This window comes from Mesorhizobium sp. ES1-1, from assembly GCF_020164785.1.
In the GTDB taxonomy this organism is placed as follows: Bacteria; Pseudomonadota; Alphaproteobacteria; order Rhizobiales; family Rhizobiaceae; genus Mesorhizobium.
This window is the reverse complement of record NZ_JAIUGX010000005.1, coordinates 189,290-212,210: the sequence shown is the minus strand read 5'-3', so window position 1 is coordinate 212,210 and position 22,921 is coordinate 189,290. Positions and strand designations below refer to the sequence as shown.

23 protein-coding genes are annotated in these 22,921 nt (G+C 64.3%); 6 read left to right on the top strand and 17 right to left on the bottom strand.

Translation table 11 applies throughout. The features are described from left to right. Positions 1–5: 5 nt before the first annotated feature. Complete coding sequence (locus tag LB513_RS11135; RefSeq protein WP_224663544.1) at positions 6–1,574, top strand: class I adenylate-forming enzyme family protein; 1,569 nt, start codon at positions 6–8, stop codon at positions 1,572–1,574. A 59-nt stretch (positions 1,575–1,633) separates the two neighbouring features. Then, positions 1,634–2,647, top strand: a complete 1,014-nt coding sequence (locus LB513_RS11130; protein WP_224663543.1) for a zinc-binding dehydrogenase — start codon at positions 1,634–1,636, stop codon at positions 2,645–2,647. A gap of 56 nt (positions 2,648–2,703) precedes the next feature. Here LB513_RS11130 and LB513_RS11125 read toward each other — a convergent pair whose 3' ends face one another. The 13 genes from LB513_RS11125 to LB513_RS11065 form a co-directional block, all read right to left on the bottom strand. After that, a complete protein-coding gene (locus tag LB513_RS11125; protein ID WP_224663542.1) occupies positions 2,704–3,141 on the bottom strand; it encodes an RpiB/LacA/LacB family sugar-phosphate isomerase in 438 nt (145 codons plus the stop codon). Then, on the bottom strand, positions 3,138–3,974 hold the full coding sequence (locus LB513_RS11120; RefSeq protein ID WP_224663541.1) for a triose-phosphate isomerase: 837 nt from the start codon (positions 3,972–3,974) through the stop codon (positions 3,138–3,140). Before LB513_RS11120 ends, LB513_RS11125 begins: the two co-directional genes overlap by 4 nt. After that, positions 3,975–5,696: a dihydroxyacetone kinase family protein gene (locus LB513_RS11115; protein WP_224663540.1), complete on the bottom strand. Its 1,722-nt coding sequence runs from the start codon at positions 5,694–5,696 to the stop codon at positions 3,975–3,977. It lies immediately after the preceding gene. A gap of 19 nt (positions 5,697–5,715) precedes the next feature. Continuing rightward, positions 5,716–6,492, bottom strand: coding sequence for an SDR family oxidoreductase (locus LB513_RS11110; protein WP_224663539.1), 777 nt, complete (start codon positions 6,490–6,492; stop codon positions 5,716–5,718). A 20-nt stretch (positions 6,493–6,512) separates the two neighbouring features. Continuing rightward, positions 6,513–7,400, bottom strand: coding sequence for a 3-hydroxy-5-phosphonooxypentane-2,4-dione thiolase (gene lsrF / locus LB513_RS11105; RefSeq protein ID WP_224663538.1), 888 nt, complete (start codon positions 7,398–7,400; stop codon positions 6,513–6,515). Positions 7,401–7,431: 31 nt separating this feature from the next. After that, positions 7,432–8,067 (bottom strand): dihydroxyacetone kinase subunit DhaL, encoded by a 636-nt coding sequence (dhaL, locus tag LB513_RS11100; RefSeq protein WP_224663537.1) that lies wholly within the window; start codon positions 8,065–8,067, stop codon positions 7,432–7,434. Between the two features lie 5 nt (positions 8,068–8,072). Further along, entirely contained in the window at positions 8,073–9,077 is a 1,005-nt protein-coding gene (locus LB513_RS11095) for a dihydroxyacetone kinase subunit DhaK (protein ID WP_224663536.1), read from the bottom strand. Continuing rightward, a complete protein-coding gene (locus LB513_RS11090) occupies positions 9,070–9,273 on the bottom strand; it encodes a hypothetical protein (RefSeq protein WP_224663535.1) in 204 nt (67 codons plus the stop codon). Before LB513_RS11090 ends, LB513_RS11095 begins: the two co-directional genes overlap by 8 nt. Then, entirely contained in the window at positions 9,273–10,379 is a 1,107-nt protein-coding gene (locus LB513_RS11085; RefSeq protein WP_224663534.1) for an ABC transporter ATP-binding protein, read from the bottom strand. The genes LB513_RS11090 and LB513_RS11085 overlap by 1 nt, the downstream gene beginning before the upstream one ends. Then, positions 10,376–11,461, bottom strand: a complete 1,086-nt coding sequence (locus tag LB513_RS11080; RefSeq protein ID WP_224663533.1) for an ABC transporter ATP-binding protein — start codon at positions 11,459–11,461, stop codon at positions 10,376–10,378. The genes LB513_RS11085 and LB513_RS11080 overlap by 4 nt, the downstream gene beginning before the upstream one ends. After that, positions 11,461–12,411 carry a carbohydrate ABC transporter permease gene (locus LB513_RS11075; RefSeq protein ID WP_224663532.1) on the bottom strand — a complete coding sequence of 317 codons (951 nt, stop codon included), beginning with the start codon at positions 12,409–12,411 and terminating at the stop codon, positions 11,461–11,463. The genes LB513_RS11080 and LB513_RS11075 overlap by 1 nt, the downstream gene beginning before the upstream one ends. A 3-nt stretch (positions 12,412–12,414) precedes the next feature. Beyond that, a complete protein-coding gene (locus LB513_RS11070; protein ID WP_224663531.1) occupies positions 12,415–13,287 on the bottom strand; it encodes a carbohydrate ABC transporter permease in 873 nt (290 codons plus the stop codon). A gap of 104 nt (positions 13,288–13,391) precedes the next feature. Further along, positions 13,392–14,795, bottom strand: coding sequence for an ABC transporter substrate-binding protein (locus LB513_RS11065; protein WP_224663530.1), 1,404 nt, complete (start codon positions 14,793–14,795; stop codon positions 13,392–13,394). Between the two features lie 372 nt (positions 14,796–15,167). Between LB513_RS11065 and LB513_RS11060 the strand changes: the two genes are divergently transcribed. Further along, entirely contained in the window at positions 15,168–15,953 is a 786-nt protein-coding gene (locus LB513_RS11060) for a DeoR/GlpR family DNA-binding transcription regulator (RefSeq protein WP_224663529.1), read from the top strand. A gap of 47 nt (positions 15,954–16,000) precedes the next feature. Then, entirely contained in the window at positions 16,001–16,798 is a 798-nt protein-coding gene (locus tag LB513_RS11055; RefSeq protein ID WP_224663528.1) for a class I fructose-bisphosphate aldolase, read from the top strand. A gap of 47 nt (positions 16,799–16,845) precedes the next feature. Here LB513_RS11055 and LB513_RS11050 read toward each other — a convergent pair whose 3' ends face one another. Continuing rightward, the gene (locus LB513_RS11050; protein WP_224663527.1) at positions 16,846–17,889 is read right to left on the bottom strand and encodes a YihY/virulence factor BrkB family protein; all 1,044 of its coding nucleotides are present in this window, start codon (positions 17,887–17,889) and stop codon (positions 16,846–16,848) included. Between the two features lie 224 nt (positions 17,890–18,113). Between LB513_RS11050 and LB513_RS11045 the strand changes: the two genes are divergently transcribed. Further along, positions 18,114–18,563 carry a DUF2231 domain-containing protein gene (locus LB513_RS11045; protein ID WP_224663526.1) on the top strand — a complete coding sequence of 150 codons (450 nt, stop codon included), beginning with the start codon at positions 18,114–18,116 and terminating at the stop codon, positions 18,561–18,563. Further along, positions 18,563–19,903 (top strand): PQQ-dependent sugar dehydrogenase, encoded by a 1,341-nt coding sequence (locus LB513_RS11040; protein WP_224663681.1) that lies wholly within the window; start codon positions 18,563–18,565, stop codon positions 19,901–19,903. The genes LB513_RS11045 and LB513_RS11040 overlap by 1 nt, the downstream gene beginning before the upstream one ends. Positions 19,904–19,947: 44 nt before the next feature. Here the strand turns inward: LB513_RS11040 and cyoD are convergent, their stop codons facing one another. From cyoD to cyoB, 3 genes are read right to left on the bottom strand one after another with little or no spacing between them, the layout of a single operon-like run. Continuing rightward, positions 19,948–20,325: a cytochrome o ubiquinol oxidase subunit IV gene (gene cyoD, locus LB513_RS11035; protein WP_224663525.1), complete on the bottom strand. Its 378-nt coding sequence runs from the start codon at positions 20,323–20,325 to the stop codon at positions 19,948–19,950. After that, positions 20,325–20,957 carry a cytochrome o ubiquinol oxidase subunit III gene (gene cyoC / locus LB513_RS11030; protein ID WP_224663524.1) on the bottom strand — a complete coding sequence of 211 codons (633 nt, stop codon included), beginning with the start codon at positions 20,955–20,957 and terminating at the stop codon, positions 20,325–20,327. Before cyoC ends, cyoD begins: the two co-directional genes overlap by 1 nt. Further along, positions 20,954–22,921, bottom strand: coding sequence for a cytochrome o ubiquinol oxidase subunit I (gene cyoB / locus LB513_RS11025; protein WP_224663523.1), 1,968 nt, complete (start codon positions 22,919–22,921; stop codon positions 20,954–20,956). The genes cyoC and cyoB overlap by 4 nt, the downstream gene beginning before the upstream one ends.

Below are 22,921 nucleotides of genomic sequence, written 5' to 3'. Positions count from 1 at the left end.
CCCCTATGCCGATCACGCCAGACAATCCGCGCTGGAACAATCTTGGTTATTGGAACCACGATGCCGCCGGCCTCTATCCCGACAATATCGCCATCATCGACTTGTCGCGCGAGCCCGCGCGCGAGGTCCTCTACCGCGAACTTGAAGAGCGCCTCGACAGGGCGGCCCGGCTGCTGGTCGATTCCGGCATGCAGCCGGGCGACAGGCTGGCGCTGTCGGTCAGCAACCGGTTCGAATTTGTCGAAACCTTCTTCGGCGCCATGCGCGCCGGCATCGTGCCGGTTCCCCTCAATACCAAGCTCGGCGCCGAGGCGCTGGAATACATCATGCGCGACGCCGAATGTGTCGGCGCGATCGTCGAGGATTCGGCCAACCCGCATGTCGCTCCGCTGGTCGAGCTGATCGGTTGCAAGGTCAGGATCGCCTTCGAGACATCGCGGCCCGGCTGGGTGGATTACGAGACGGCGCTCGCGGCGGCCGAGCCGCGCTTCGATCCTGTGCGGCTGGACGACGACCATCCTTCCTTCCAGCCCTACACGTCCGGCTCGACCGGCCGGCCCAAGGGCGTGGTGCTGACCCATGCCGGGCAGGTCTGGTGGCTCGGCTGCCTGCAGAAATACTGGCCGGGCCTGCCCGAGCACCGGGCGCTGGCGGCCGTGCCGCTCTACCACAAGAACGCCATGGCCGGCGCCATCAAGCCGATGCTGAGCTGGGGCGCCTCGGTGGTGCTGCTGCCGAATTTCGAACCGCGCCGCTTCCTCCATGCGCTGGCCGACTATCGTTGCACCCATGCCGGCGCCGTTCCGGCGGTGTTCACGCTGCTGCTGCAGGAACGCGACCTGATCGAGACCCTCGACTTCTCCGCGCTCAAGGGCCTGAAGATCGGCTCGGCCCCGACGCCCAAGGAACTGCTCGACGCCGTTGAAGCGGCCTTCGGCGTCGCGGCCTCCGAAAGCTATGGGCTTACCGAGGGCGGCCCGGTGATGATCGGCACCCCGACCGATGGCCGCCCCGTGCCGCATGGCAGTTGCGGCGTCGTGTGGCCGGAAGGGGAAGTCAAGCTCGTCGATTCGGCCGGCAATGAAGACCCGTCCTATGGCGAATTGCTGGTGCGCAATCCGGGCGTCACGCCCGGCTACTGGAAGCTGCCCGAGGTCAACAGGCAAAGGCTGCAGGACGGCTGGCTCAGGACCGGCGACGTCTTTTCCAAAGACCAGGACGGCTTCTTCTATTTCCGCGGCCGCACCGACGACATGTTCAATTCGGGCGGCGAAAATGTCTATCCGCTCGAGATCGAGAACATGCTGCTGCGCAACCCCGCCGTCGCCGAGGCTTCCGTGGTGCCGGTCCCGCACCGCATCAAGGGCGAGGTGCCGGTGGCCATGGTGGTCAAGGCCAAGGGCCGCGACATCACCGAGGAGGAGCTCAAGCAGTTCTGCCTCTCGGTCGGCCCTGCCTACGCCCATCCGCGCCGGATCGTCTTCACCGAGGAACTGCCGCTCAATGGCCCGGGCAAGATCGACCGCAAGGTCGTGCAGCGGATGATGCTCGAGCGTTTCGGCACGCTGGGCTAGCCGGCTGCGGGGCCACTCCGGGACACAGCAAGACAAGAAACGATACAGGGAGATCACGCATGCGCGCCGTCGTAACCTATGAACATGGTGGCCTGGACCGGATGGTTTACGAACCATCCTATCGCGACCCGGCCCCGGAAGCCGGGGACGTGCTGGTCAGGGTGCGTGCCTGCACGCTCAACTATCACGACGTCTTCACTCGCAAGGGCATGCCGGGCATCAAGATCGGCATGCCGCTGATCCTCGGCATCGACGTCGCCGGCGAGATCGCCGCCGTGGGCGGCGACGTCCAGGGCCTGCGGGTCGGACAGCGCGTGCTGGTCGACCCGATCGAGCGCGTCAAGGGTGGGCTGCTCGGGGAGACTTTCGATGGCGGACTTGCCGAACTGGTGCGCGTGCCGGCGCACATGATCATCCCGCTCGACGACGAAATCAGCTTTGCGGACGCCGCGGCGCTGCCTGTTGCTTATGGCACCGCGTACCGGATGATGGTGACGCGCGGCAAGATCCAGCCTGGCGAGAAGGTTCTTGTCCTGGGTGCGTCCGGCGGTGTCGGCACCTGCTGCGTGCAACTCGCCAAACAGGCCGGCGCGACTGTCATCGCCTGCGCCTCGAGCGACGAGAAGCTCGATCGCCTGAAGGCACTGGGGGCCGATTTCGGCATCAATTACGCGCAGGGCGACTGGGTCGCGGAATGCCGCCGCCAGTTTGGCCGCGCCCGTGTCTTTGGGCACGACGAAGGCGGCATCGATGTCGTCGTCAATTTCACCGGCGGCGACACATGGGTGCCTTCGCTGCGCGTCATGCGTCGCGACGGCCGGCTGCTCACTTGCGGCGCCACCGCCGGCTACGATCCGCACGAGGATCTCCGCCTGATCTGGACCTTCGAGCTCAACATCGTCGGCTCGAACGGCTGGTCGCGTGACGACGTGATGGCGTTGCTCGAACTCGTCAAGGCCGGCAAGCTGAAGCCTGCGCTGCACCCGAAGCGGTTTTCCCTCGAGGATGCGGGGGAAGCCATGCGGCTGCTGGATGACCGGCAGGTCTACGGCAAGGTGGTGATCGAACCCTGACGGGAACGCTGGCGGCGCCCATTGGATGCCGCCAACCCCCCACTGTCGCCTTGGTGCTACTTCGCGGAATCCAGGCTGTCGATCGCCTTGACATTGGCCGCCGACGGACCGTTCGGATCGAAGTCAGAGGCCAGCCAGGAATCCACGATCGCCTTGGCCAGCTCCGGTCCGACCACCCTGGCGCCCATGGTGATGATCTGCGCGTTGTTGGACTTGGCCGCCCGCTCCGCGGAATAGGTGTCATGGGTGAGTGCCGCGCGAATGCCCGGCACCTTGTTGGCGGCGATGGAAACGCCAATGCCCGTGCCGCAAAACAGAATGCCGCGATCATGCCTGCCGGCGAGAAGCTCTTGTCCTGCCTTCGCGGCGAGGTCGGCGTAGTAGCCGGCCTGGCTGAGGTCGGTGACCTCCAGGTCAGGCTTGGTGGCAAGATGCGCCGCGATGACATCGAGCAAGGGCTTGCCCGCGCTGTCGGCTCCGATCACGATTTTCACTGTACGTCCTCCTTGTAGGCAGGCGGGCTGGGCAATTCGCCGACAGTCGCCGCGACGATGGTCAAGATGCGTATGTAGTCGCTGACGTCCCAGGCGGCACGGCCGATGAACAGCCCATCGACACCCGGCTGCGCGATCAGCTCCGCGGCATTCTCCTGGTTGACGCTGCCGCCATAGAGCACGCGCGGCGCGCTCTCCAGCAGGCCGGCCGCGACCGACTTGATAAAGGCGTGCTGGCGCTCGACATAGCTTGCGCCGGCCGGGGTTCCGCCCTCGCCGATCGCCCAGACGGGTTCATACGCGAACAGCACCTCAGAAGGCGCGCTTGCCGTCTCCAGAAATTGCAGCGCGCACCTCACCTGATCTCCAATGATCTGGTCTGCACGGCCGGCGTCCCGCTCGGCCTTCGTCTCGCCGACGCAGATCAACGGCGTCAGTCCGTGGCGGATGGCGGCGGCGGTCTTTAGCCCGACGGTTCGGTCGGTCTCGCCGAAATGCGCGCGCCGTTCGCTATGGCCGATCTCGACCATGTCGAGGCCGCAATCCCTGAGCATGACCGGCGAAATCTCCCCGGTCCAGGCGCCTTCGTCGGCCCAATGCATGTTCTGCGCGCCGACTTTCGTGCGCGTCGACGCCAGGGCGCGCTTCACCTCGCGAGCACTGGTGAAGGGCGGAAGGATGAAGGGCTGGATCCGGGCGTCGAGCCCGGGCACGAACGCCGACAGCGCCTCGGCGAAGGCCAGGCCTTCCGCCAGCGTCTTGTTCATTTTCCAGCTGGTGCCCACCCAATAGGGCGCCAGCGCCGAATGCGCGGTTCGGCTGCTCTGGTCCATCTAGGTCAGCGCCGGATGCGTTCCGAGGAAGGACGCGCCGACCTCCGCGCAAAGCGCAAGCGACACGGCGCCCGGATCGGGATGGCCGATGCTGCGCTCGGCCAGCGGCCTCGCGCGGCCAAGCCTGGGCGTCATCGACGCGGTTGCCTCCGCGGCCGCGCGAGCGGCCTTCGCCGCCGCTTGCCAGGCATGCGGCAGGGACTGTCCCGCCGCGCTTTCACGCTCCAGCGTTTCGACGAAGGGAACCAGCGCGTCGACCAGCGTCTTGTCGCCGGGCCGCGCCCCGCCCAGCCGCGTGATCCCGTCCAGCGCCAGGCGCGCTCCGGTGACGACGGAATGCGCCTTGATCGCCTCGTCGTCGCGGAAGACGTCGCTCCAGGCGCGCAGCAACAGGCCCCAGAGCACTCCCGACGTGCCGCCCGCCCGGTCCGCCCATGCATCTCCGGCGGCTGCCAGCACGCTTGCGGCCCCTGCTCCGGCGGCCACCGCGCCTTGCGCCGCCTTCACGGCTGATGCCGCGCCACGGCTCATCCCCTGACCGTGGTCCCCATCACCGGCAATGGCGTCCAGGCGGCCAAGCATCTCGCCATTCGTGTTCAGCATCGACTCCATCTCGGCCAGCAACGAGGCTACGCATGCGCCGCCGGCGCGGGACGGCGCTGAAGCGGGCTCATACACGGCCTCGGCGTCGGCCTCGTCGACCATGGAGGGGGCCGGCTCGACGGCAATGATCTGGCCCTTGCGCAGCACCGGCGCGTCGCTCGGCGCCCGCCAATAGCGCTCCAGTTCCTCGTCCAGCCACATCAGGCTGAGCGAGCACCCCTTCATGTCCAGGCTGGTGACGAATTCACCGGCTTCCGGCTCGACGACCTCCAGGCCATGCGCCGCCAGTTCCGCCGCGACGCCCTGCCAGAGCACGAAAAGCTCTTCATATTTGGTTGCGCCGAGCCCGTTGAGCAGGGCCGCAACCTTGCGCGTCCCCTCCGGCCGCTCGGCGACGAGCTTGTCGACCAGCAGCCTGGCCAGATCGGCTGCCGTCGGCATGTCCTCCTCGCGGATCCCCGGCTCGCCATGAATGCCGAGGCCGAGCGCCATCTTTGCATCGGGAACTGTGAACAGCGGTGATGCGGCGCCCGGCAGCGTGCAGCCATCGAAGGCGACGCCGAATGACACCGTGCGCGCATTGGCCAGCCGCGTGAGGCGTTCAACCTCGTCGAGCCCGAGCCCGGCCTCGGCGGCGGCGCCCGCGACCTTGTAGACCAGCACGGAGCCGGCAATGCCGCGGCGTTTGGCAACCATGTCGGATGCCGCGCTGGCGACATCGTCGGTCACCGGCACAATGCGCACATCGATGCCTTCGGCGCGCAGGCGCTCGGCCGCCACGCCGAAGTTCAACACATCGCCCGCATAATTGCCGAAGCCGAGGATTATTCCGCCGCCCTTGTCCGCATGGCGGCAGACACGCGCCACGGCGGCGGTCGAGGGCGAGGCGAATACGTCGCCGGCCACCGCCGCGTCTGCGAAACCGGGGCCGACATAGCCCGCGAAGGCCGGATAGTGGCCGGAACCGCCACCGACGACGAGCGAGACCTTGCCCTTGGCGACCGCGGTCGATCTCACCACGCCGCCCTTGACCAGCCGCACGGTGCGGGCATGAATGGCGCAGAAACCGGCAAGCGCGGTTGTCGCAAAATCCTCCGGCGCGTCGTGGATCGTTGTCATCTTCCTCGTCCCGTTCGCTCTAGCGCAGCGACGTCGCCACGACGCCGCCATCGACGGTTAGCACGGCGGCATTGACCTTTTCCAGTTGCGCCAGATGCAGGAACGCTTCGGCAATGTCGCTGGCCGTGACCTCGACGCCGAGCAGGTTGCCGGCCATGTATTCATGCGGCGTCATCCCGCGCGCGCCGGCGCGCTCGACGATCATCTGGTCGGTCATCAGGCCCGAGCGGATGCGCCCGGCATTGATGCCGTTGGCGCGGATGCCTTCGCGGCCATGGTCGACCGCGTACTGTTTCATCAAGGCGAGCGTCGCGGCCTTGGGGATGCCATAGGGTCCGAAATCCTTGCCCGGATTGACCGACTGGTTAGAGATGTTGAACAGGATCGACCCGCCCCGCCCCTGGCGCCGGAAGATCTGGATCGCCGCCTGGCAGGCGTTCTGATGGCCGAAGAAATTCAGTTCGAAACTGCGCCGCAACTCCTCCATCGGCAGGTCGCCGATCGCGCCCTGCTGCGCCGACCCGGCGTTGCTGACGAGGATGTCGAGACCGCCGAGCTCGCTGGCCACCGATTCCAGCACACGCTTGACCGCATGCGCATCCGTGACGTCGCATTGATAGGGCGTGCAGCCATGGTCCTGCGCCAGCGACGCCAGCGCGGCGTCGTTGATATCGAGTGTCGCCACGGCCGCCCCCGCTTGGGCGAAGACGCGGGCGATCTCGCGGCCTATGCCGCTCGCCGCACCGGTGACGGCCATGACCTTGCCGCGCATCGGTTTCCATGCCCCCTGGGGCATTGTCTCGTCCAAGACCATCGTCAGGCCGCCCTTGCCTGCTCCAGATCGCGAAACAGGGCGTAGGCCTTGTCCGCTCTCTCGCCGTGATGGACGATGGCCGCGAGGGCCTTGAGCATGGCGACCGGGTTGGACGACTGGAAGACGTTGCGGCCCATGTCGACGCCGGCAGCACCCTGGTCAATCGCCAGCCAGGCCATCTGCAGCGCCTCGCGCTCCGGCAGCTTCTTGCCGCCGGCGATGACGATCGGCACCGGGCAGCCGAGCACGATGCGCTCGAAACCCTCCTCGACATAATAGGATTTCACGAATTGAGCGCCGAGCTCGGCGGCGATGCGCGTCGCCAGGCCGAAATAGCGGGCATCCCGCACCATGTCCTTGCCGACGCCAGTGACCGCCATGGTCGGGATGCCGTAGCGCGTGCCGGTGTCGATGAGCTTGACGACGTTGGAGATCGATTTGTGCTCATATTCGGCCCCGACATAGACCTGCGCGGCCATGGCGACGGCGCCGAGCCGGATCGCATCGTCGATATCGACGGCGACCAGTTCGTTGGAGAGTTCAGTCAGGATCGAATTGCCGCCCGAGCAGCGCAGCACAACCGGCTTGTTGACTTCCGGCTGGATGGTGGCGCGTAAGCCCCCGCGCGTGCACATCAAGACGTCGGCATGCTCCGCCAGCGGGGCGATCGTCAGGTCCATGCGTTCGAGCCCGGTCGTCGGTCCCTGGAAATAACCATGGTCGAAGGCCAGCATGACAGTGCGGCCGCTGGCCGGATTGAAGATGCGCGACAGCCGCGCCTTCATGCCCCAATCATGGTGGGCGGCGCCCTTGAGGTAGAAGCGGCTCGTGTCGGCGGGACGGTCCTTGCCCCAGTCCTTGCCGTCCTTGATGTCGTCGAGATCAGCCATGTCGAAGTCCTTTTGGTGGGTCCGGCGAGGCTCACGCCCCGGCGGTGAAGTCCTGCATTGCCTTGAGGATCAGCGAGACCGAGATCGCACCCGGATCGGGATGGCCGATGCTGCGCTCGCCCAGCGAGCGTGCCTTGCCGGTCGTGGCGATCATTGCCTTGCTGGCCTCGACCCCATCCAGCGCGCCTTGCGTCGCGGCCGCCGTCACCGCAGCGAGGCCCTGGCCGACGGCGGCGCGGGCGGCGCGCGACGCTGGCGCCAGCGCGTCGACCATGGTCTTCTGGCCCTCGGTCACGCCGCCGCGCTTGAGCACGGCCGCAAGCCCCTCTTCCAGCGCCGTGGCGAAGGACGCGTCATCGATGACACCGGACGCGGCGAAAGCCTTGGAGCCCGCCCGAAACAGCGTGCCGAACACGGCGCCCGCAGCGCCGCCTGTGTTGGACAGGATCGCGGTGCCGACGGCCTTGAAGGCGCCCTCCGCACTTGCCGCTTCTTCAGCCTCCAGCGCAATCAGCGCCGCCTCGAAGCCGCGGCGCATGCCGACACCATGATCGCCGTCGCCTATGGTCAAATCGGCATTGGTCAGCACATCCGTCTGATCGATCAGCGATTGCGCGACGGCGCGCATCATGTCGCGCACCGCACTTGCATCGAGCGTCCCGGTCATCGCCGTCACATCCTTGAATAGCCGAGCGATTCCGCCGGCATGTCGAGATAGCGCTTCAGTTCGTCGTCGAGCTTCATCAGCGTCACCGAGAAGCCCGCCATCTCCTGCACCGTCAGCCAGGTGCCGACATCCGTCCGGTGGACCGATATGCCTTCGCGCTCGAGAATGGCGCGGATGCGCCGGTTGACGATCAGCATCTCCATCATGGTGGTGGCGCCGAGATTGTTGATCATCAGCGCCACCTCGTCGCCCCTCTTGAACGGCAGGTCGGCCAGGATCTTGTCCATCAGCTCGTCGGCGATGGCATCGGCGGATTTCAGCTTCTGGCGCGCGATGCCGGCCTCGCCATGCGCTCCCATGCCAACCTCGATCTCGTCATCGGCAAGTTCGAAGGTCAGCTTGCCGGTCTCCGGAATGGAGCCCGCGGAAACCGCCACACCCATGCTGCGCACCCAGCCCTGCGCCTTGCGGGCAACGCGCTCGACCTCGTCCAGCGTACCGAGTTCGGAGGCCGCGCCGCCGGCGACCTTGATCATATAAATGTCGCCGGCGATGCCGCGCCGGTCGTGCATGCGCTCCGGCGGGGCGGCCGCGACATCGTCGCAGACGCGCACGGTACGAACCTCGATGCCGTCATCCTCGAGCAGTTCGACGGCCATGTCGAAATTCATGTTGTCGCCGGCATAGTTGCCGTAGAGGAACAGGACGCCCTTGCCGCGATGCACCGCCTTGGCGGCCGCCGCGATCACGTCGGGAGACGGCGCGGCAAACACGTTGCCGCACGCGGCGCCGTCGCCCATGTTCTTGCCGACGAAGCCATGGAACAGCGGCTCATGGCCGGACCCGCCGCCGATCAGCAGCGCCACCTTTCCGTCCGGTATGTCCTTGCGGATCAGCGCCGGCTTGCCGTCAAGCTTGTAGACGCGCCCGTCATTGGCCAGGGCCAGCCCCTCGATCATTTCGGGGACGACGCGTTTGACGTCGTTGAGGATCTTCTTCGGATTAGCCATGGTCTTCCTCCTCCGGTGTCAGTCGCCTGTCGGGCACATGATCGAGGATCATGAAAAGCACGACCCCGGCAAGCAGCACCGGGAAACCGATGACGAACAGCCTGTGCGTGAAGGGCTGGCACAGCATGGCGAAGCCGCCGAGGATCAGCACACTCGCCAGCCGGTAGAACCATTTCTTGCTGAACAGCGTGCCCATCAGCCGTTCCCCTCGACCTGCGAGATCCGTCTGCCGCTGGCCGCGTCGAACAGGAAGCCGCCGCCCTTCGGCACGCGGAACGCGCAGGCATCGCCCTGGGTGAAGGGCACCGACAGCGGCACCACCTTGCGGAACGAACCGGCTGACGTCTCCACCTGGATGGCGCGCTCGTAGCCTCTGTTATCGACGGCATAGATCGTGCCCAGGCTGGCGTCGGCCAGATCGCTGCCGCCAACCTCTATGTCCTCGGGCCAGACGCCGAGCACGATTTTGCCCCTGGCTGAGGCGACCGTGCCGAATTCGCCGACCGGTATGCGCTGGCGCGCGCCTTTGACGACGACATGGCCGTCTTCGATACCGGCCTCGAAGAACGCCATCGAGGGGCTTCCGACCAGCCTGCCGACAACCATGTTTGCCGGCAGCCGATAGATTTCCTCGATGGTGCCCGCCTGCTGGATGACGCCGCCATCGATGATGCCGATCCGGTCGGCGATGGCGATGGCGCCATGATAGTCATGCGTGGCGTAGAGCATTGTCGAGCGATGCTGGCGGTGGATCTGGCGCAGTTCGGCGCGCAGACCCTCGCGAAGCTTGAGGTCGAGCGCCGACAGCGGCTCGTCGAGGAGGAACATCACCGGACGGCGCACCAGCGCGCGGGCGATCGCGACCCGCTGACGTTCGCCACCCGACAGTGTGTCGACGTCACGGTCGAGCAGATGCGAAATGCGCAGCAATTCCGCGGTGCGGCCGACGCGAAGGCTGATCTCGGCTTCCGATTCCCGGAACGCCGGCGACCGCAGAGCGAAGGCGATGTTGTCCTTGACGTCGAGCACCGGCAGAAGGTTGAAGCCTTCGAAGACGATGGCGACATCGCGGCTGCCGGGATCGGCGTCGGTGACGTCGCGCCCGGCGAGGCCGACACGGCCGGCATCCAGCTCGATCAGCCCGGCAGACGCCAGCAGGGTCGAACTCTTGCCGGCACCGGTCGGGCCGAGCAGCGCGAAGATCTCGTTGTCGTTGACGGTAAGGTCGAGGTTACGAAGCGCGGCCTTGCCGCGATAGGATTTCTTCAGTCCCCGCAGTTGGAGCATCGGCTCGCTTGTCATGCTGCGACCTCCGCGTCGACGCGGCGGCCGGTGGCGGCGTCGAAGAACAACAGCCCGGCTGGATCGAAATGCACGCTGCCTCCGGAGCTCGAAGGCGAGCGGCGCTTGTCGACGCCCTGGTGGATCGTGTCGCCGATGCGGAAAGAGAAGAAGCGCTCGCGGCCGACGGAGAAGACATCGTCGACTGGAATGGCGACACCGTCGGCATCGTCGGTCAGGTGCACGTTCAGCGGACGCACGCCAAGCTTCAACGGCCGCTTCGAGGACAGCGCCCAGGCAGGAAGCCGGTCGCGCAGCGCCGTCAGGGTGACATCGCCGTCGCCCAACTTCAACCCGCCCTCAACCGGCGCCAGGTCGATCAGGTTCATCGAGGGCGAGCCGATGAACTGGCCGGCAAACACATCGATCGGCTCGAAGAACATGCGGTCGGGTTCGGAGACCTGGACGATGCGGCTGTTGTTCATCAGCACGATGCGGTCGGCAAGCGACATCGCCTCGCGCTGGTCATGCGTGACATAAATGGTCGTGACGCCGAGCTGACGCTGCAGGTGACCCAGCTCCCAGCGCATTTCCTCGCGGAACTGCTCGTCGATCGCCGACAGAGGCTCGTCAAGCAGCAGCACCGCGGGTTCGCGGATGACGGCGCGTGCCAGCGCCACCTTCTGGCGGGCGCCGGGCGGCAAGGCGCTGGGATAACGCGCAAGCTCGTCGCCGAGCTTGAAGATCTCGGTGACCCAATCGAGCTTGCGGGCGATCTGCGCCTTGGCGACGCCTCGCGCCTTCAACGGGAAGACGATGTTTTCCTTGATGCTGAGATGCGGGTAGAGCGAGACGAACTGGAAGACCATGGCGATGTTGCGTTCGCTGGCCGAAAGCTCGTTGACCCGCACGCCGTCGAACAGGACATCGCCGCTGGAGGCTTTCACCAGGCCCGCGATGCAGCGCAGCGTCGTCGTCTTGCCGCAGCCCGACGGTCCGAGATAGACGACGAACTCGCCGTTCTTGACGGTCAGGCTGACATCGTCGACCGCGTTGAAGGCGCCGAACCGCACGCTCAGGTTTTTGAGGGTGATCTCGGCCATCAGTACTTCTCGCCCATCTTGGTCAGATGCCGGACGAGGATCATCGACAGGCCGATAATGATGACCAGCAGGATCACCGCGAGCGCCGACGCTTCCCCGGTGTAGAAATAGCTGAATGCCGTTTTCGCCACGGAGAAGGAGACGGTCTCGGTGCTCGATCCCGGACCGCCGCCGGTCAGCGCGACAAACAGATCGTACTGCTTGAAACTGTCGATCAAGCGCAGGATCAGCGCGATGAACAGCACCGGCGCCGACATCGGCAGCGTGATGCGGAAGAAGCGGTACGCGGGACTGGCGCCGTCGACTTCGGCGGCTTCGTAGATGGTCTCGGGAATGCCCCGGAACGCCGCCGTGGCCAGAAGCACGATGAATGGCGTCCACATCCAGGTGTCGGCGGCGGCCGCCGCCCACAGCGCGGGGTTCGTCTGGCCGAGCCAGTCGACCTTGGCGAAGCCGGCCGACGACACCAGGAAATTGATCACGCCCCATTCCGAATTGAGCATGTAGCGCCACAGGAAGCCGACCACGACCGGGGACAGCATCATGGGCATCATCAGCAAGGTGAAGATGACGTCGCGACCGCGGAAATTCTTCTGCATCTGGTAGCCGACGAAGATGCCGATCAGCATCTGCAGCGTGACGCAGATGAATACGAACTTGCCGGTGAAGATGAATCGCTCCCAGAGGTCGGGATCCGACAGCAGGAACTTGTAGTTGTTGAACCCGACCGGCTTCATCGTGGCTTGCCGCAAGGCCGAGAAATTGAAGAAGGAATAATAGATCAGCGAGAAGATCGGATAGGCGACCATGAACAGCAGGATCGCCAGCGTAGGCGACAGGAACCCGAAGATCATCAGACGGCCCGACGAGCGCTTTCGCAGCTCTGTCTGGCGCGCCGCGTGGGCGGCGGCCTGGCTCTCGGGATTCAGGGAATTAGCGGTGCCTGCCATGGCCTACCTCCTCCCCAGCACGCCGAAGGTCATGCCCATCAGGAGATGCTTGCGGATCAGGTAGAAGAAGATCAGCACGGGAATGATCAGGACGACGCCGGCCGCGCAAATCTGCGTCCACTCGATGCCGGTCGCGCCGGAAGCGGCGGAGATCTTGACGGGAAGCGTCTTGGCCTGGGTGGTGGTCAGGATGGAGGCGAAGGCGAATTCGTTCCAGGCGAAGATGAAGCAGAAGCCGGCAGTGGCCGCGATGCCGCCCTTCACCATCGGCAGGACCAGCTTGAGGAAGGCGTACATGCGGGTGTAGCCGTTGACGATGGCGATCTGCTCGACCTCCTTCGGGACGCCGTCGAAGAAACCCTTCATGATCCAGGTGGCAAGGCCGACATTGGCGAAGATCGATACCAGGACGAGGCCGGTCCGCGTGTCGGCCAGGCCAAGCCGCGCGAACATCAGATGGTAGAACACCAGAACGGCGACCGGCGGCAGCATGCGCGTCGACAGCACGAAGAACATGAAGTCGCCCTTGCCTATGAAATTGAAGCGCGAGCAGACATAGCCGGCAAGCGTGCCGAAGAAGACGGCGAGCGACGTACCGGCAACCGAGACGATGACGCTGTTGACCAGCGAATCGAAGACGCCGACGGCCGACGCGCTGTCCTTAGCCGCGCCCACTCCAAACACGGCCTGGTAGCCACTCAAGTCCGGCGTGAAGAACAGTTTTGGCGGCATGGTGAAGAAGTCCATGCGGCCTTTGAAAGACGACAACAGCAGCCAGAAGATCGGCCCGACATTGTAGACCGTGTAGAGGGCGAGCAGGCCCAGCACGAGCCATCTGGTGGCAAGGTCAATCGACGATGTCTTCGAATGGGTCATGACGACCTGTCGTTGGGCCGGCGCGATGCGCCGGTTGCTGATGCCTAAGGGGTGAGTTGGACGGAGCACGCGGGAAACCCGCGTGCTCCTAGCTATCGTGTGCGTTATTCGACCGGAACGACCGCGTCGACGCCGACCGGCGAAATGACCTGGTCGGGCACTTCGGGGGCTTTGTCGCCACGCTTGATCTCGTAGCCGGCCCGCTCGAGCGTCCGCTCGTTCTTTTCCGCGGCGTCCGACAGCGCCTGCTGTACGGTCTTGGCGCCGGTCGCTGCGTTGGAAATCTCCTGCTGCAATTCGTCGAGCAGCACCGGATATTCCGGCAGGTGCCAATAGTCGTTCAGATATTGGAGCGCCGTCGAGAACTGGCGGTTATAGGAGTTCAGGCCCTGCCAGTCGGGGCTGTCCAGCACGGCCTTGAGACCGGTCTGGCAGACGGCGGCATAACGCTTCTGCTGCTCGGGCTGGAAGTACCATTCCATGAACTTGGTCAGCTCGGGCAGTTTCTTGGAATATTTGTTGATGCCCATCCCCTGGCCGCCGACCGAGAACTGGCGGCGGAACTTCTTGTCGCGGCCGATGGCGCCCGGCAGGACGGCGAAGCCGATCTTGTCGGCGAACTTCGAGACCTTCGGATCGACATTGGACCCGTTGAAGTAGAACCACTGCATGGCCATGGCGACCTGGCCCTGCTGGATCGCGGTATTGACCTCGTCGAAGCCCCAGTTGGTCGATCCCGGAGGACCGAACTTGAACATGTCGACATAGGCCTGCACGCCATCCACCGATGCCGGCGAATCGAGGTAGCCCTTCACTTCCATGGTCTGCGGATTGTAGAGCTCGCCGCCGAACGACCACAGGAAGGAATTGGACGCGGTTGTCGCGAAATCATAGTCGCGGCCACCCATCTGGCCCCAGCCATAGAGGCCCTTGTCCGGGCGCGTGAAGAATTCGGCGACCTGCTTGGCGTCCTGGTAGGTCTGCGGCACGACGAGGTCGCGGCCATACTTGGCCTTGAACGCTTCCTTCTCCTTGGGGTCCTCGAAGAGGTCCTTGCGGTAAGTCAGGCCATAGGCGTCCTGATTGGCCGGCAGGCCGAAGAACTCGCCCGAACCGTCCGGATATTCGCCATAGCGCGACAGCGACGCGGCGGGGAAGATGTCGGCCTTGAGATAGCTCGACTTGTCGAAGATCTCATTGAGCTTGACGGCATGCTGGGCAAATTCCGCGGTGGACTGGCTGTCCCACATGGCGAAGTCGAAAGCGTCGCCCTGGATGGCGAATTCCGAAGCGATCTTGTCATGCCATTGCGGACCATAGGGAACGAGCGCCGGGACGATCCTCACCGATTTGTCCGGATAGTCCTTGGCGATCGTGGTCAGTGCGTCGGCGCAGGTGCCTGCGTGCCAGACGAAGGTCAGGTCGGTGGCGCGGGCGGAACCCGCGGTTGCAGCAAGCGCGGCTGCAAGCGCTGCGGCTGACGCCATTAGACGCATTCGCATGCTCATGTTCATTGTCTCCTCCACTGAGTTCAACGGGGCAATGGCCGTTCCCGACCTTCTCCTACCCCTGAGCCGAAGCCTAGGCACGGGCGTTAAAAATATCAACTCAAAAGTTATAAGTAGCGCATTTTCATGTTAACTCGGCTCCCGGCGTCCGCCAAAAACAAACGCTAACACGCCGGTCGAAGCGACCATGCTGCACCGCAACAGCCAATCTAAGCGTAGGATTATGTATGCTTTCGGGTTTTGGCAGTCGAAATCGGGCAAGGCCGCGCCCCGCACTGCAATATCGAATTTTTGATATCTTAACATATTTCTCTGGCGAGAACGACCAATGATGTTAAAAGCGTCGGCGGGACCGCGGCGGGAGCGCAAGCCTTGGAATCCGAAGACACGCAACATTTGTCGAAGGCGGAGCAGCGCCGTTCTGAAATCATCCGCATCCTGATGGAGAGTGGAACGGCGCAGATCAAGGATCTCGCCGTCATGCTCGACGTGTCCCTGATGACCGTCCACCGCGATCTCAACGATCTGCATGACCAGGGCCTGGTTCGCCGCATACGCGGCGCCGTATCGGTCGAGAAATCGGTGCTGCATGAAAGCAGCTACCTCTACCGCGCCCGCCAGCATGTTGAGGAAAAGCGACGGCTGGCGCGCGCCGCCGCTGCTCACATCGAACCGGGCAACGCCATCGTCTGGGACGACAGTTCGACGACTTACCATGTCTGCGACTTCATCGAGCAGATGACGCCGATTACCGTCATCACCAACGCCCTGCCTGTGATGGAGCGGTTGCGCGACAAGCAGGACGTCGAACTGATCGGGCTGGGAGGCAAGTACCACCGGGTCTATAACGGCTTTTTCGGCATAGCGTGTGAGCGCGCCATCCGCTCCTACCATGTCGACGTCGCCCTGATGTCGACCACCACCATCCAGGGCATGTCGCTCTACACGCAAGACGAACATGTGGTGCGCGCCAAGCAGGCGATGATGGAGATCGCCCGCAAGAAGATCCTGCTCGTCGACGAGAGCAAGTTTCATTTCTCGGCCCTCAACTACGTCTGCGAACTCACCGCCTTCGACGTGGTCCTGGTCTCGCAATCGGTCGACCGCGCCGTCGTCGAATTGATGAAGCAGGCAGGCGTCAAGCTCGAACTCATTTGAGCCGGCGGCGCACCGTCGGTCCCCACCCCCGGAACGAAAGAAAAGCAATGTCTGAAATCGGTAAGGCCCGCAGGCTGGCGCGGCTGCTCGACAAGAACTCGGGACGCATGCTGTGCGTGCCGCTCGACCATGGCATGCAGATCGGGCCGATCCCCGGCATCGCCGACCCGGCCCCGCTGATCGACATCGTCGTCAAGGCAGGCGTCGACGCGGTCATCGTCAATCCCGGCATGCTGATCCGTTACGGCCATCGTCTGGCCGGCGGACCCGCCGTTATCCTGCGCCTCGACCAGACAACCATGTGGCGCCACGACACACCAACCGGATATGCCGACACCCACAGCCGCCTCGTCGCGACCGTGGAAGAAGCGGTGCAAATGGGAGCCGAAGCGGTGATCACCTACCTCTTCACCTGCAACAACCGCCCCGAGGAAGAGACGAAATCGTTCGAGACAGCCGGGCTTGTCGCATCCGAATGCCGCAAATGGGGCCTGGTGCACGTCATCGAGGCGATGGCTGCGAAGGGAGGCTTCGTGCGCGCCGATGACCCGGCCGTCGTGGCGATGAACTGCCGCATGGCTGGCGAACTTGGCGCCGACATGATCAAGACCGACTGGTGCGAACCGGAACGCTTCGCCGACATCGCCCGGCAATCGCTGGCGCCCATCGCCGTCGCCGGCGGCCCGGCTCTCGCCACGGTGGAGGACACGTTGAGCTTCGCCAAGGACGCCATCGCTGCCGGGGCCACGGGCCTGATGTTCGGACGCAACGTGTTCCAGCAGGCAGACGTCGCTCAAGCCCTGACGAGACTGGCGCAGATCGTGCACGGACGTTCCGAAGCCTAGAGGCCCTAGGCTGCCTTGCGGGCGGCGGCGATCGCGACCCTGCCGCTCTACCGTCTTTTCCTGAACATGATCAGGCAGGCGGAGAACAGCGCGACAGCGGCAAGCCACGCAATGATCGCGCTGTCGGGCATGCCGGGAAAGCGTCTTGTCCTGACGACTGGGAGGTCATTGTCTGGAACAGCAAGATCCGGTGCTTTGATGGCCGCGGCTGCGACATGCGGGCGGCCCAATTCGGCTCTCAGATCATGCCGGCTGCCATGCCGGATCGAGTAGGCTCTCGTCAGTTCGGCACCCAATAAAAAGATGATCGATGAATAAAACAACCAGAGCAGGATGATGAGGAGACCTCCTGCAGCGCCATAGGAGGACGCCACGTTGCTCGAGCCCAGGTAAAGGCCGATCAGCGTCTTGCCAATCGTGAAAAGCAGCGCGGTGACGAAAGCTCCGAACATGACGTCTCGCCACTGCAGCGTCCGATCCGGAAGGACCTTGTAGATTGCTGCGAACAAAAGCGTGATCAGCGCCAACGACACGACCGTGTTGATAGCCTGCAGGATCATCGCGCCAAGCGGCAGGTGCGCCGTGATGAAATCGCCAAGCAGGGAAATTGCCGCGGTGGCCGCCAGCGAGACCAGCAGGAGGAACCCCAGGGCCGCGACCAGGCCAAGGCTGGCCGCCCTCGCCCGGACGAGGGTCGAGAGCGATACGGGCAAGGGCTCGACCTTCCAGATCTTGTTGAGGGTCGACTGCATTTCCCCGAAAACGCCGGATGCCGTCACCAGGAGCGTAACCACGCCCACGGCGGCGACCATAACGCCCGACGACGTGTCCTGCGCGCTTCGCAGCGCGGTTTCCATCAGTTCGGCACTTTGAGGTCCCATCAAGCCTGACATTTGAGCCGACAATGCCACCTGTGCGGCATCGTGCCCGAAGACGAGACCAGCTATCGCAACAACAATCAGCAGCACCGGCGACAAGGCTGTCACCGCGAAAAATGCCATCGCCGCGCTGTGGCTCATCGCGTCGTCAGCGAAGAAGCCGACAACGGCTTCCCTCACGATTTCGTAGGATTCTTTCGCACTGACGAGCATTGCTTGTCCCCTTGCCGCATTCAGACCCGCCTGCCAATTCGCGCCGGCTTCTTTGAACTTCCAAGGCTGTCTTATCGTTCCTGCTCCCAGTCCCGGCATATGTCGCCGCCGAAACATTTGTCGGCAAAGACCCGGCCTGCTCTCGCAAGCGTGAGCGGCGGACGGGAACCTCCGACCTGCGGGCAGGTTGGTTAGCGTTATCCTCAGCAACCCGGACCGCACCAATGGCCAACCATACTATCCAGCCGCCTGTCGCCGTCGAGCGGCGGCCGTTACATGCATTGCTTGTCCCCTTTCCCATCGTCTGTTTCACCGGCGCCCTGCTGACCGACATCGCATATTGGCGCACGGCCGAGATGATGTGGGCCGATTTCTCTGCATGGCTGCTGACCTTCGGGCTGGCTTTCGGCGTCCTGGCGGCGCTGGCCGGCCTGTTCGATTTTTTCACCAACCGCCTGGTGCGCCATTACTCCCGTGGCTGGCTGCATATGATCGGCAACATCGCCGTGCTCGTCCTGTCCGTGCTCAACGCCTTCATTCACACCCGCGATGCCTGGACGTCGGTCGTGCCGACCGGGCTGGCGCTTTCAGCGGTGGTTGTGGTGCTGATGATTGTCACAGCATGGCTCGGCCGATCCATGGCAACATCTGAAATGGCGGGAGCGAACCGTTGATGCGTATCTCCATGAAGTCCCGAAATATAACGGCGGTGATGCTGTTGAGCGCGACCGCCTTGACCCTGGCGGCATGCAGCGACGACGCCGCTGATCCAAGCACGCAGATCGGCCCCAATCCGACGCTGCCCGAGCCGCAGCAATATTTCATCCCGCCCATGAACCTGGCCAAGGTCGTCGGCTGGACCAAGGATGAAACCCCCACGGTGCCGCAAGGCCTGCGGATCCAGGCCATGGCAAGCGATCTCTCGCATCCTCGATCGCTTTACACGCTGCCCAATGGCGATGTGCTGGTCATCGAGTCGCAAAGTCCGGGCACCGAGCCGATCAAGCGGCCGAAGGACTTGATCATGGGTCTTCTGCAATCGCTCTCGAGCTCCAGCCCCGGCGAGAAGAAGCCGAGCAACCAGATCACCCTGCTGCGCGACGCGGACGGTGACGGCGTTCCCGAAACCAGGACCGTGTTCCTGGATCATCTGAGTTCGCCCTTCGGCGTCGCCCTGGTCGGCAATGATTTCTATGTCGCCAACACCGATGCGATCGTGCGCTATCCCTATACGGCGGGAGCAACCAAGATAACCGAGCCCGGAACGGTGCTGACGCCACTGCCCGGCGGGCCCATCAACCACCACTGGACAAAAAGCCTTGTCGCCAGCCCTGACGGCGCATTGCTCTATGTCGGCGTCGGATCGAACAGCAATATCACCGAAAACGGCATCCAGGCGGAGAAGGACCGTGCCGCGATCTGGGAAGTCGACAGGGCGACGGGCCGGTCGAGGATTTTCGCCGGCGGCCTGCGCAATCCGAACGGCCTCAGCTTCGAGCCCAAGACCGGCGCGCTCTGGGCCGTCGTCAACGAGCGCGACGAACTTGGTCCGAACCTCGTTCCCGACTACATGACCTCGGTCAAGGATGGTGCGTTCTACGGCTGGCCCTACAGCTATTACGGCCAGCATGTCGACCCGCGCGTCATGCCGCAGCGGCCCGATCTCGTGGCCAAGGCGATAGCGCCTGATTACGCGCTGAGCTCGCATGTCGCGCCGCTAGGCATGACCTTCTACACCGGCTCCATGCTGCCGCAAGCCTACCAGGGTGGCGCCTTTGTCGGAGAGCACGGAAGTTGGAACCGGCCGGCGCTCAACGGCTATAAAGTGGTCTTCGTGCCGTTCAAGGACGGCCATCCCGACGGCGTCGCTCAGGATTTCGTCACCGGCTTCCTTAACGCCAAGGACGAGGCGCGCGGCCGGCCTGTCGGCCTCGCCGTCGACAAGGCAGGAGCGCTGCTGATCGCGGACGATGTGGGCAACAAGGTCTGGCGCGTGACGGCCGCTACCAAATAGCTCCACTAGGCAGCGGAGTTCATGTTGGTCTTGCGCGCTCGCGGCTAAGGCTGCATCTGCATGGAAGCCGGCGTCGGCATCATGTTGGCGTTAAGGTTTGCCATGATCAACATGGAACCGAACACCACCAGTCCCACGACGAACACGCCGAAGGCGAGGGCAAGGATGTTATTGGTGTCCTCCGGCCCGCTGGAGATGTGCAGGAAGAACACCAGATGGACGCCCATCTGCCCCACGGCCAGTGCTGCAAGCAGGATCGGCACGGCGGGACCATAGACCAGCCCGGACTGCGCCGCCCAGAAAGACGCAAGCGTCAGGATTGCGGCCAAGCCCAGTCCGATAAGGTAGGTCTTGACGCTCCGCGACCCGTCACGGTGGCGGCCGGGCGCACGTCCCTGCGGCGCGGCATCCTGCTCTTCCATCAGCCAGCTCCCAGATAAACGATAGTGAAGACGCCGATCCATACGATGTCCAGCGCATGCCAGAAAAGCCCGAAGCACAGCAGTCGCCGCATCACCATCGGGCGGAGGCCAAGCGTGGCCACTTGCGCCGCCATCACGGCAAGCCAGCAAAGGCCTACCGTGACATGCAGGCCATGCGTGCCGACAAGGGTGAAGAACGCCGACAGAAACGCGCTGTGGGTCGGGCCGGCGCCTTGCGCGACCATCCCTAAGAATTCGAAGAATTCCATCAGGACGAAGGCAAGGCCCAGCGCGAATGTGATGCCGGCCCACAGGTAGATGGCCAGTCCCTGCCGCCGCTCGACAGCCAGCGACATCATTCCGCAGGTGAAGCTCGAGGCCAGCAGGCAAGCGGTTTCGATCAGCGTGTATGTGCGGTCGAAAAGCTGGGCGCCCGAGGGACCACCCGCCGTCTCCTTCGCCAGAACCGCATAAGCGGCAAACAGGGCCGCGAAAATGACGATGTCGCTCAACAGGAAGAGCCAGAAGCCGAAACGAGCGACGATCTCCGTGGAAGCCGGCCCGCGTTGCGACAGCGGGATATCGCCGGCGTCCTCCTCGCCGGGCGTGCCGGATGCAACTGCCGCAATCATGCCGGCGCCCCCTTCCGGTGCGACCCCTCGCCAAGCTCAGCGGTGGAAATCTCCGCGGTCGTCGCGGTCGTCCAGGCGCGCGCCAGCCCGCTCGCGACGATGCCGCCAAGGCCTGAAGCTGCCATCCACCCTATGTGCCACACGAGCGCAAAGCCGAGCATCACCGCGAAGAAGGCGATGACCACGCCGACCATCGAGTTTTCCGGCATCTCGATCGGAGCGATCGGAGGGGGTTCGCCCGGATGCTTCCGGCCGCCCTGCTTTCGCGCCCAGAAGGCGTCGCGGCCTTCGACCTCGGGCAGGATGGCGAAGTTCCACGCTGGCGGCGGCGACGGCACCGACCATTCGAGGGTGCGGCCGTTCCACGGGTCCCCAGTCTCGTCGCGGGTTGCATCGCGCTGGCGGATGCTCACAACGAGCTGGACGACGGCCAGAACGATGCCTGCCGCGATGACGAGCGCGCCGATCAGCGCCACGATCATCAGCGGCTGCCATTCGGTCTCGGGATAGTGCTGCATGCGCCGCGTGGCGCCGACGAGGCCCAGCGCATAGAGCGGCATGAACGCGAGATAGAAGCCCACGAACCAGCACCAGAAGATCGCCTTGCCCAGGCCCTCATGCAGCCTGAAGCCGAAAGCCTTGGGGAACCAGTAGGTGTAGCCGGCGAACGCGCCGAACAGCACGCCGCCAATGATGACGTTGTGGAAATGCGCGACGAGGAACAGGCTGTTATGCGTCACGAAGTCGACGGGCGGGATCGCCAGCAGCACGCCGGTCATGCCGCCGACGACGAAGGTGACCATGAACCCGAGCGCCCAATATAGCGGAACGCCGAAGCGGATCTGGCCCCCATAAAGGGTGAACAGCCAGTTGAAGATCTTTACCCCCGTCGGCACGGCGATGATCATCGTCGTGACGCCGAAGAAGCCGTTGACGTCGGCGCCGGCGCCCATGGTGAAGAAGTGGTGCAGCCAGACCATGAACGACAGCACGCAGATCGCCATGGTCGCCAGCACCATCGACCGGTAGCCGAAGACCGGCTTTTGCGAGAACGTCGCAATGACCTCGGAGAACACGCCGAAGGCCGGCAGGATGAGAATGTAAACCTCAGGATGGCCCCAGGCCCAGATCAGGTTGATATACATCATGGCGTTTCCGCCAAGCTCGTTGGTGAAGAAGTGGAAACCCAGATACCGGTCGAGCAGCAGCATGGCGAATGTCGCCGTCAGGATCGGGAAGGCGGCGATGATAAGCAGGTTCGACGCCAGCGCGGTCCAGCAGAACACGGGCATGCGCATGTAGCCCATGCCCGGCGCGCGCAGCTTCAGGATCGTCGTCGTCAGGTTGATGCCCGAGAGCAGCGAGCCAACCCCCGATATCTGCAGCGACCACAGGTAGTAGTCCACGCCGACACCCGGCGAATAGGCGATCTCCGACAGCGGCGGATAGGCGAGCCATCCGGTCCTGGCGAACTCGCCGACCACGAGCGAGAGATTGACCAGCAGCACGCCGGCCGCCGTGAGCCAGAAGCTGACCGAATTGAGCACGGGAAAGGCGACATCGCGGATGCCGAGCTGCAACGGCACGGCAAAATTCATCAGCCCGACCATGAAGGTCATCGCCACGAAGAAGATCATGATCGTGCCGTGCGCGGAGAAGATCTGGTCGTAATGCTCGGGCGGCAGATAGCCTTGCGCGCCGCCCGCCGCGATCGCCAGTTGCGTGCGCATCATCAAGGCGTCGACGAAGCCGCGCAATAGCATCACCAAAGCCAGGACGACATACATCACGCCGATCCGCTTGTGGTCGACGCTGGTGATCCATTCCTTCCAAAGGTAGGGCCACAGACCTTTCCAGGTGATCAGGCCAAGCACGGCGAGCCCGGCCAGCATGGCGAGGCCCGAGGCCGCAAGCGGGATGGGCTGGTCGAGGGGAATAGCGGACCACGTCAGTTTGCCGAACAT

What these genes read in the sequence shown, in the direction of transcription:
- LB513_RS11135 (WP_224663544.1), top strand. Translation starts at nt 6, where the DNA reads ATGCCGATCACGCCAGACAATCCGCGCTGGAACAATCTTGGTTATTGG.
- LB513_RS11130 (WP_224663543.1), top strand. Translation starts at nt 1,634, where the DNA reads ATGCGCGCCGTCGTAACCTATGAACATGGTGGCCTGGACCGGATGGTT.
- LB513_RS11120 (WP_224663541.1), bottom strand. Translation starts at nt 3,974, where the DNA reads ATGGACCAGAGCAGCCGAACCGCGCATTCGGCGCTGGCGCCCTATTGG.
- LB513_RS11115 (WP_224663540.1), bottom strand. Translation starts at nt 5,696, where the DNA reads ATGACAACGATCCACGACGCGCCGGAGGATTTTGCGACAACCGCGCTT.
- LB513_RS11110 (WP_224663539.1), bottom strand. Translation starts at nt 6,492, where the DNA reads ATGCCCCAGGGGGCATGGAAACCGATGCGCGGCAAGGTCATGGCCGTC.
- lsrF (WP_224663538.1), bottom strand. Translation starts at nt 7,400, where the DNA reads ATGGCTGATCTCGACGACATCAAGGACGGCAAGGACTGGGGCAAGGAC.
- dhaL (WP_224663537.1), bottom strand. Translation starts at nt 8,067, where the DNA reads ATGACCGGGACGCTCGATGCAAGTGCGGTGCGCGACATGATGCGCGCC.
- LB513_RS11095 (WP_224663536.1), bottom strand. Translation starts at nt 9,077, where the DNA reads ATGGCTAATCCGAAGAAGATCCTCAACGACGTCAAACGCGTCGTCCCC.
- LB513_RS11090 (WP_224663535.1), bottom strand. Translation starts at nt 9,273, where the DNA reads ATGGGCACGCTGTTCAGCAAGAAATGGTTCTACCGGCTGGCGAGTGTG.
- LB513_RS11085 (WP_224663534.1), bottom strand. Translation starts at nt 10,379, where the DNA reads ATGACAAGCGAGCCGATGCTCCAACTGCGGGGACTGAAGAAATCCTAT.
- LB513_RS11080 (WP_224663533.1), bottom strand. Translation starts at nt 11,461, where the DNA reads ATGGCCGAGATCACCCTCAAAAACCTGAGCGTGCGGTTCGGCGCCTTC.
- LB513_RS11075 (WP_224663532.1), bottom strand. Translation starts at nt 12,411, where the DNA reads ATGGCAGGCACCGCTAATTCCCTGAATCCCGAGAGCCAGGCCGCCGCC.
- LB513_RS11070 (WP_224663531.1), bottom strand. Translation starts at nt 13,287, where the DNA reads ATGACCCATTCGAAGACATCGTCGATTGACCTTGCCACCAGATGGCTC.
- LB513_RS11065 (WP_224663530.1), bottom strand. Translation starts at nt 14,795, where the DNA reads ATGAGCATGCGAATGCGTCTAATGGCGTCAGCCGCAGCGCTTGCAGCC.
- LB513_RS11055 (WP_224663528.1), top strand. Translation starts at nt 16,001, where the DNA reads ATGTCTGAAATCGGTAAGGCCCGCAGGCTGGCGCGGCTGCTCGACAAG.
- LB513_RS11050 (WP_224663527.1), bottom strand. Translation starts at nt 17,889, where the DNA reads ATGCTCGTCAGTGCGAAAGAATCCTACGAAATCGTGAGGGAAGCCGTT.
- LB513_RS11045 (WP_224663526.1), top strand. Translation starts at nt 18,114, where the DNA reads ATGGCCAACCATACTATCCAGCCGCCTGTCGCCGTCGAGCGGCGGCCG.
- LB513_RS11040 (WP_224663681.1), top strand. Translation starts at nt 18,563, where the DNA reads ATGCGTATCTCCATGAAGTCCCGAAATATAACGGCGGTGATGCTGTTG.
- cyoD (WP_224663525.1), bottom strand. Translation starts at nt 20,325, where the DNA reads ATGGAAGAGCAGGATGCCGCGCCGCAGGGACGTGCGCCCGGCCGCCAC.
- cyoC (WP_224663524.1), bottom strand. Translation starts at nt 20,957, where the DNA reads ATGATTGCGGCAGTTGCATCCGGCACGCCCGGCGAGGAGGACGCCGGC.
- cyoB (WP_224663523.1), bottom strand. Translation starts at nt 22,921, where the DNA reads ATGTTCGGCAAACTGACGTGGTCCGCTATTCCCCTCGACCAGCCCATC.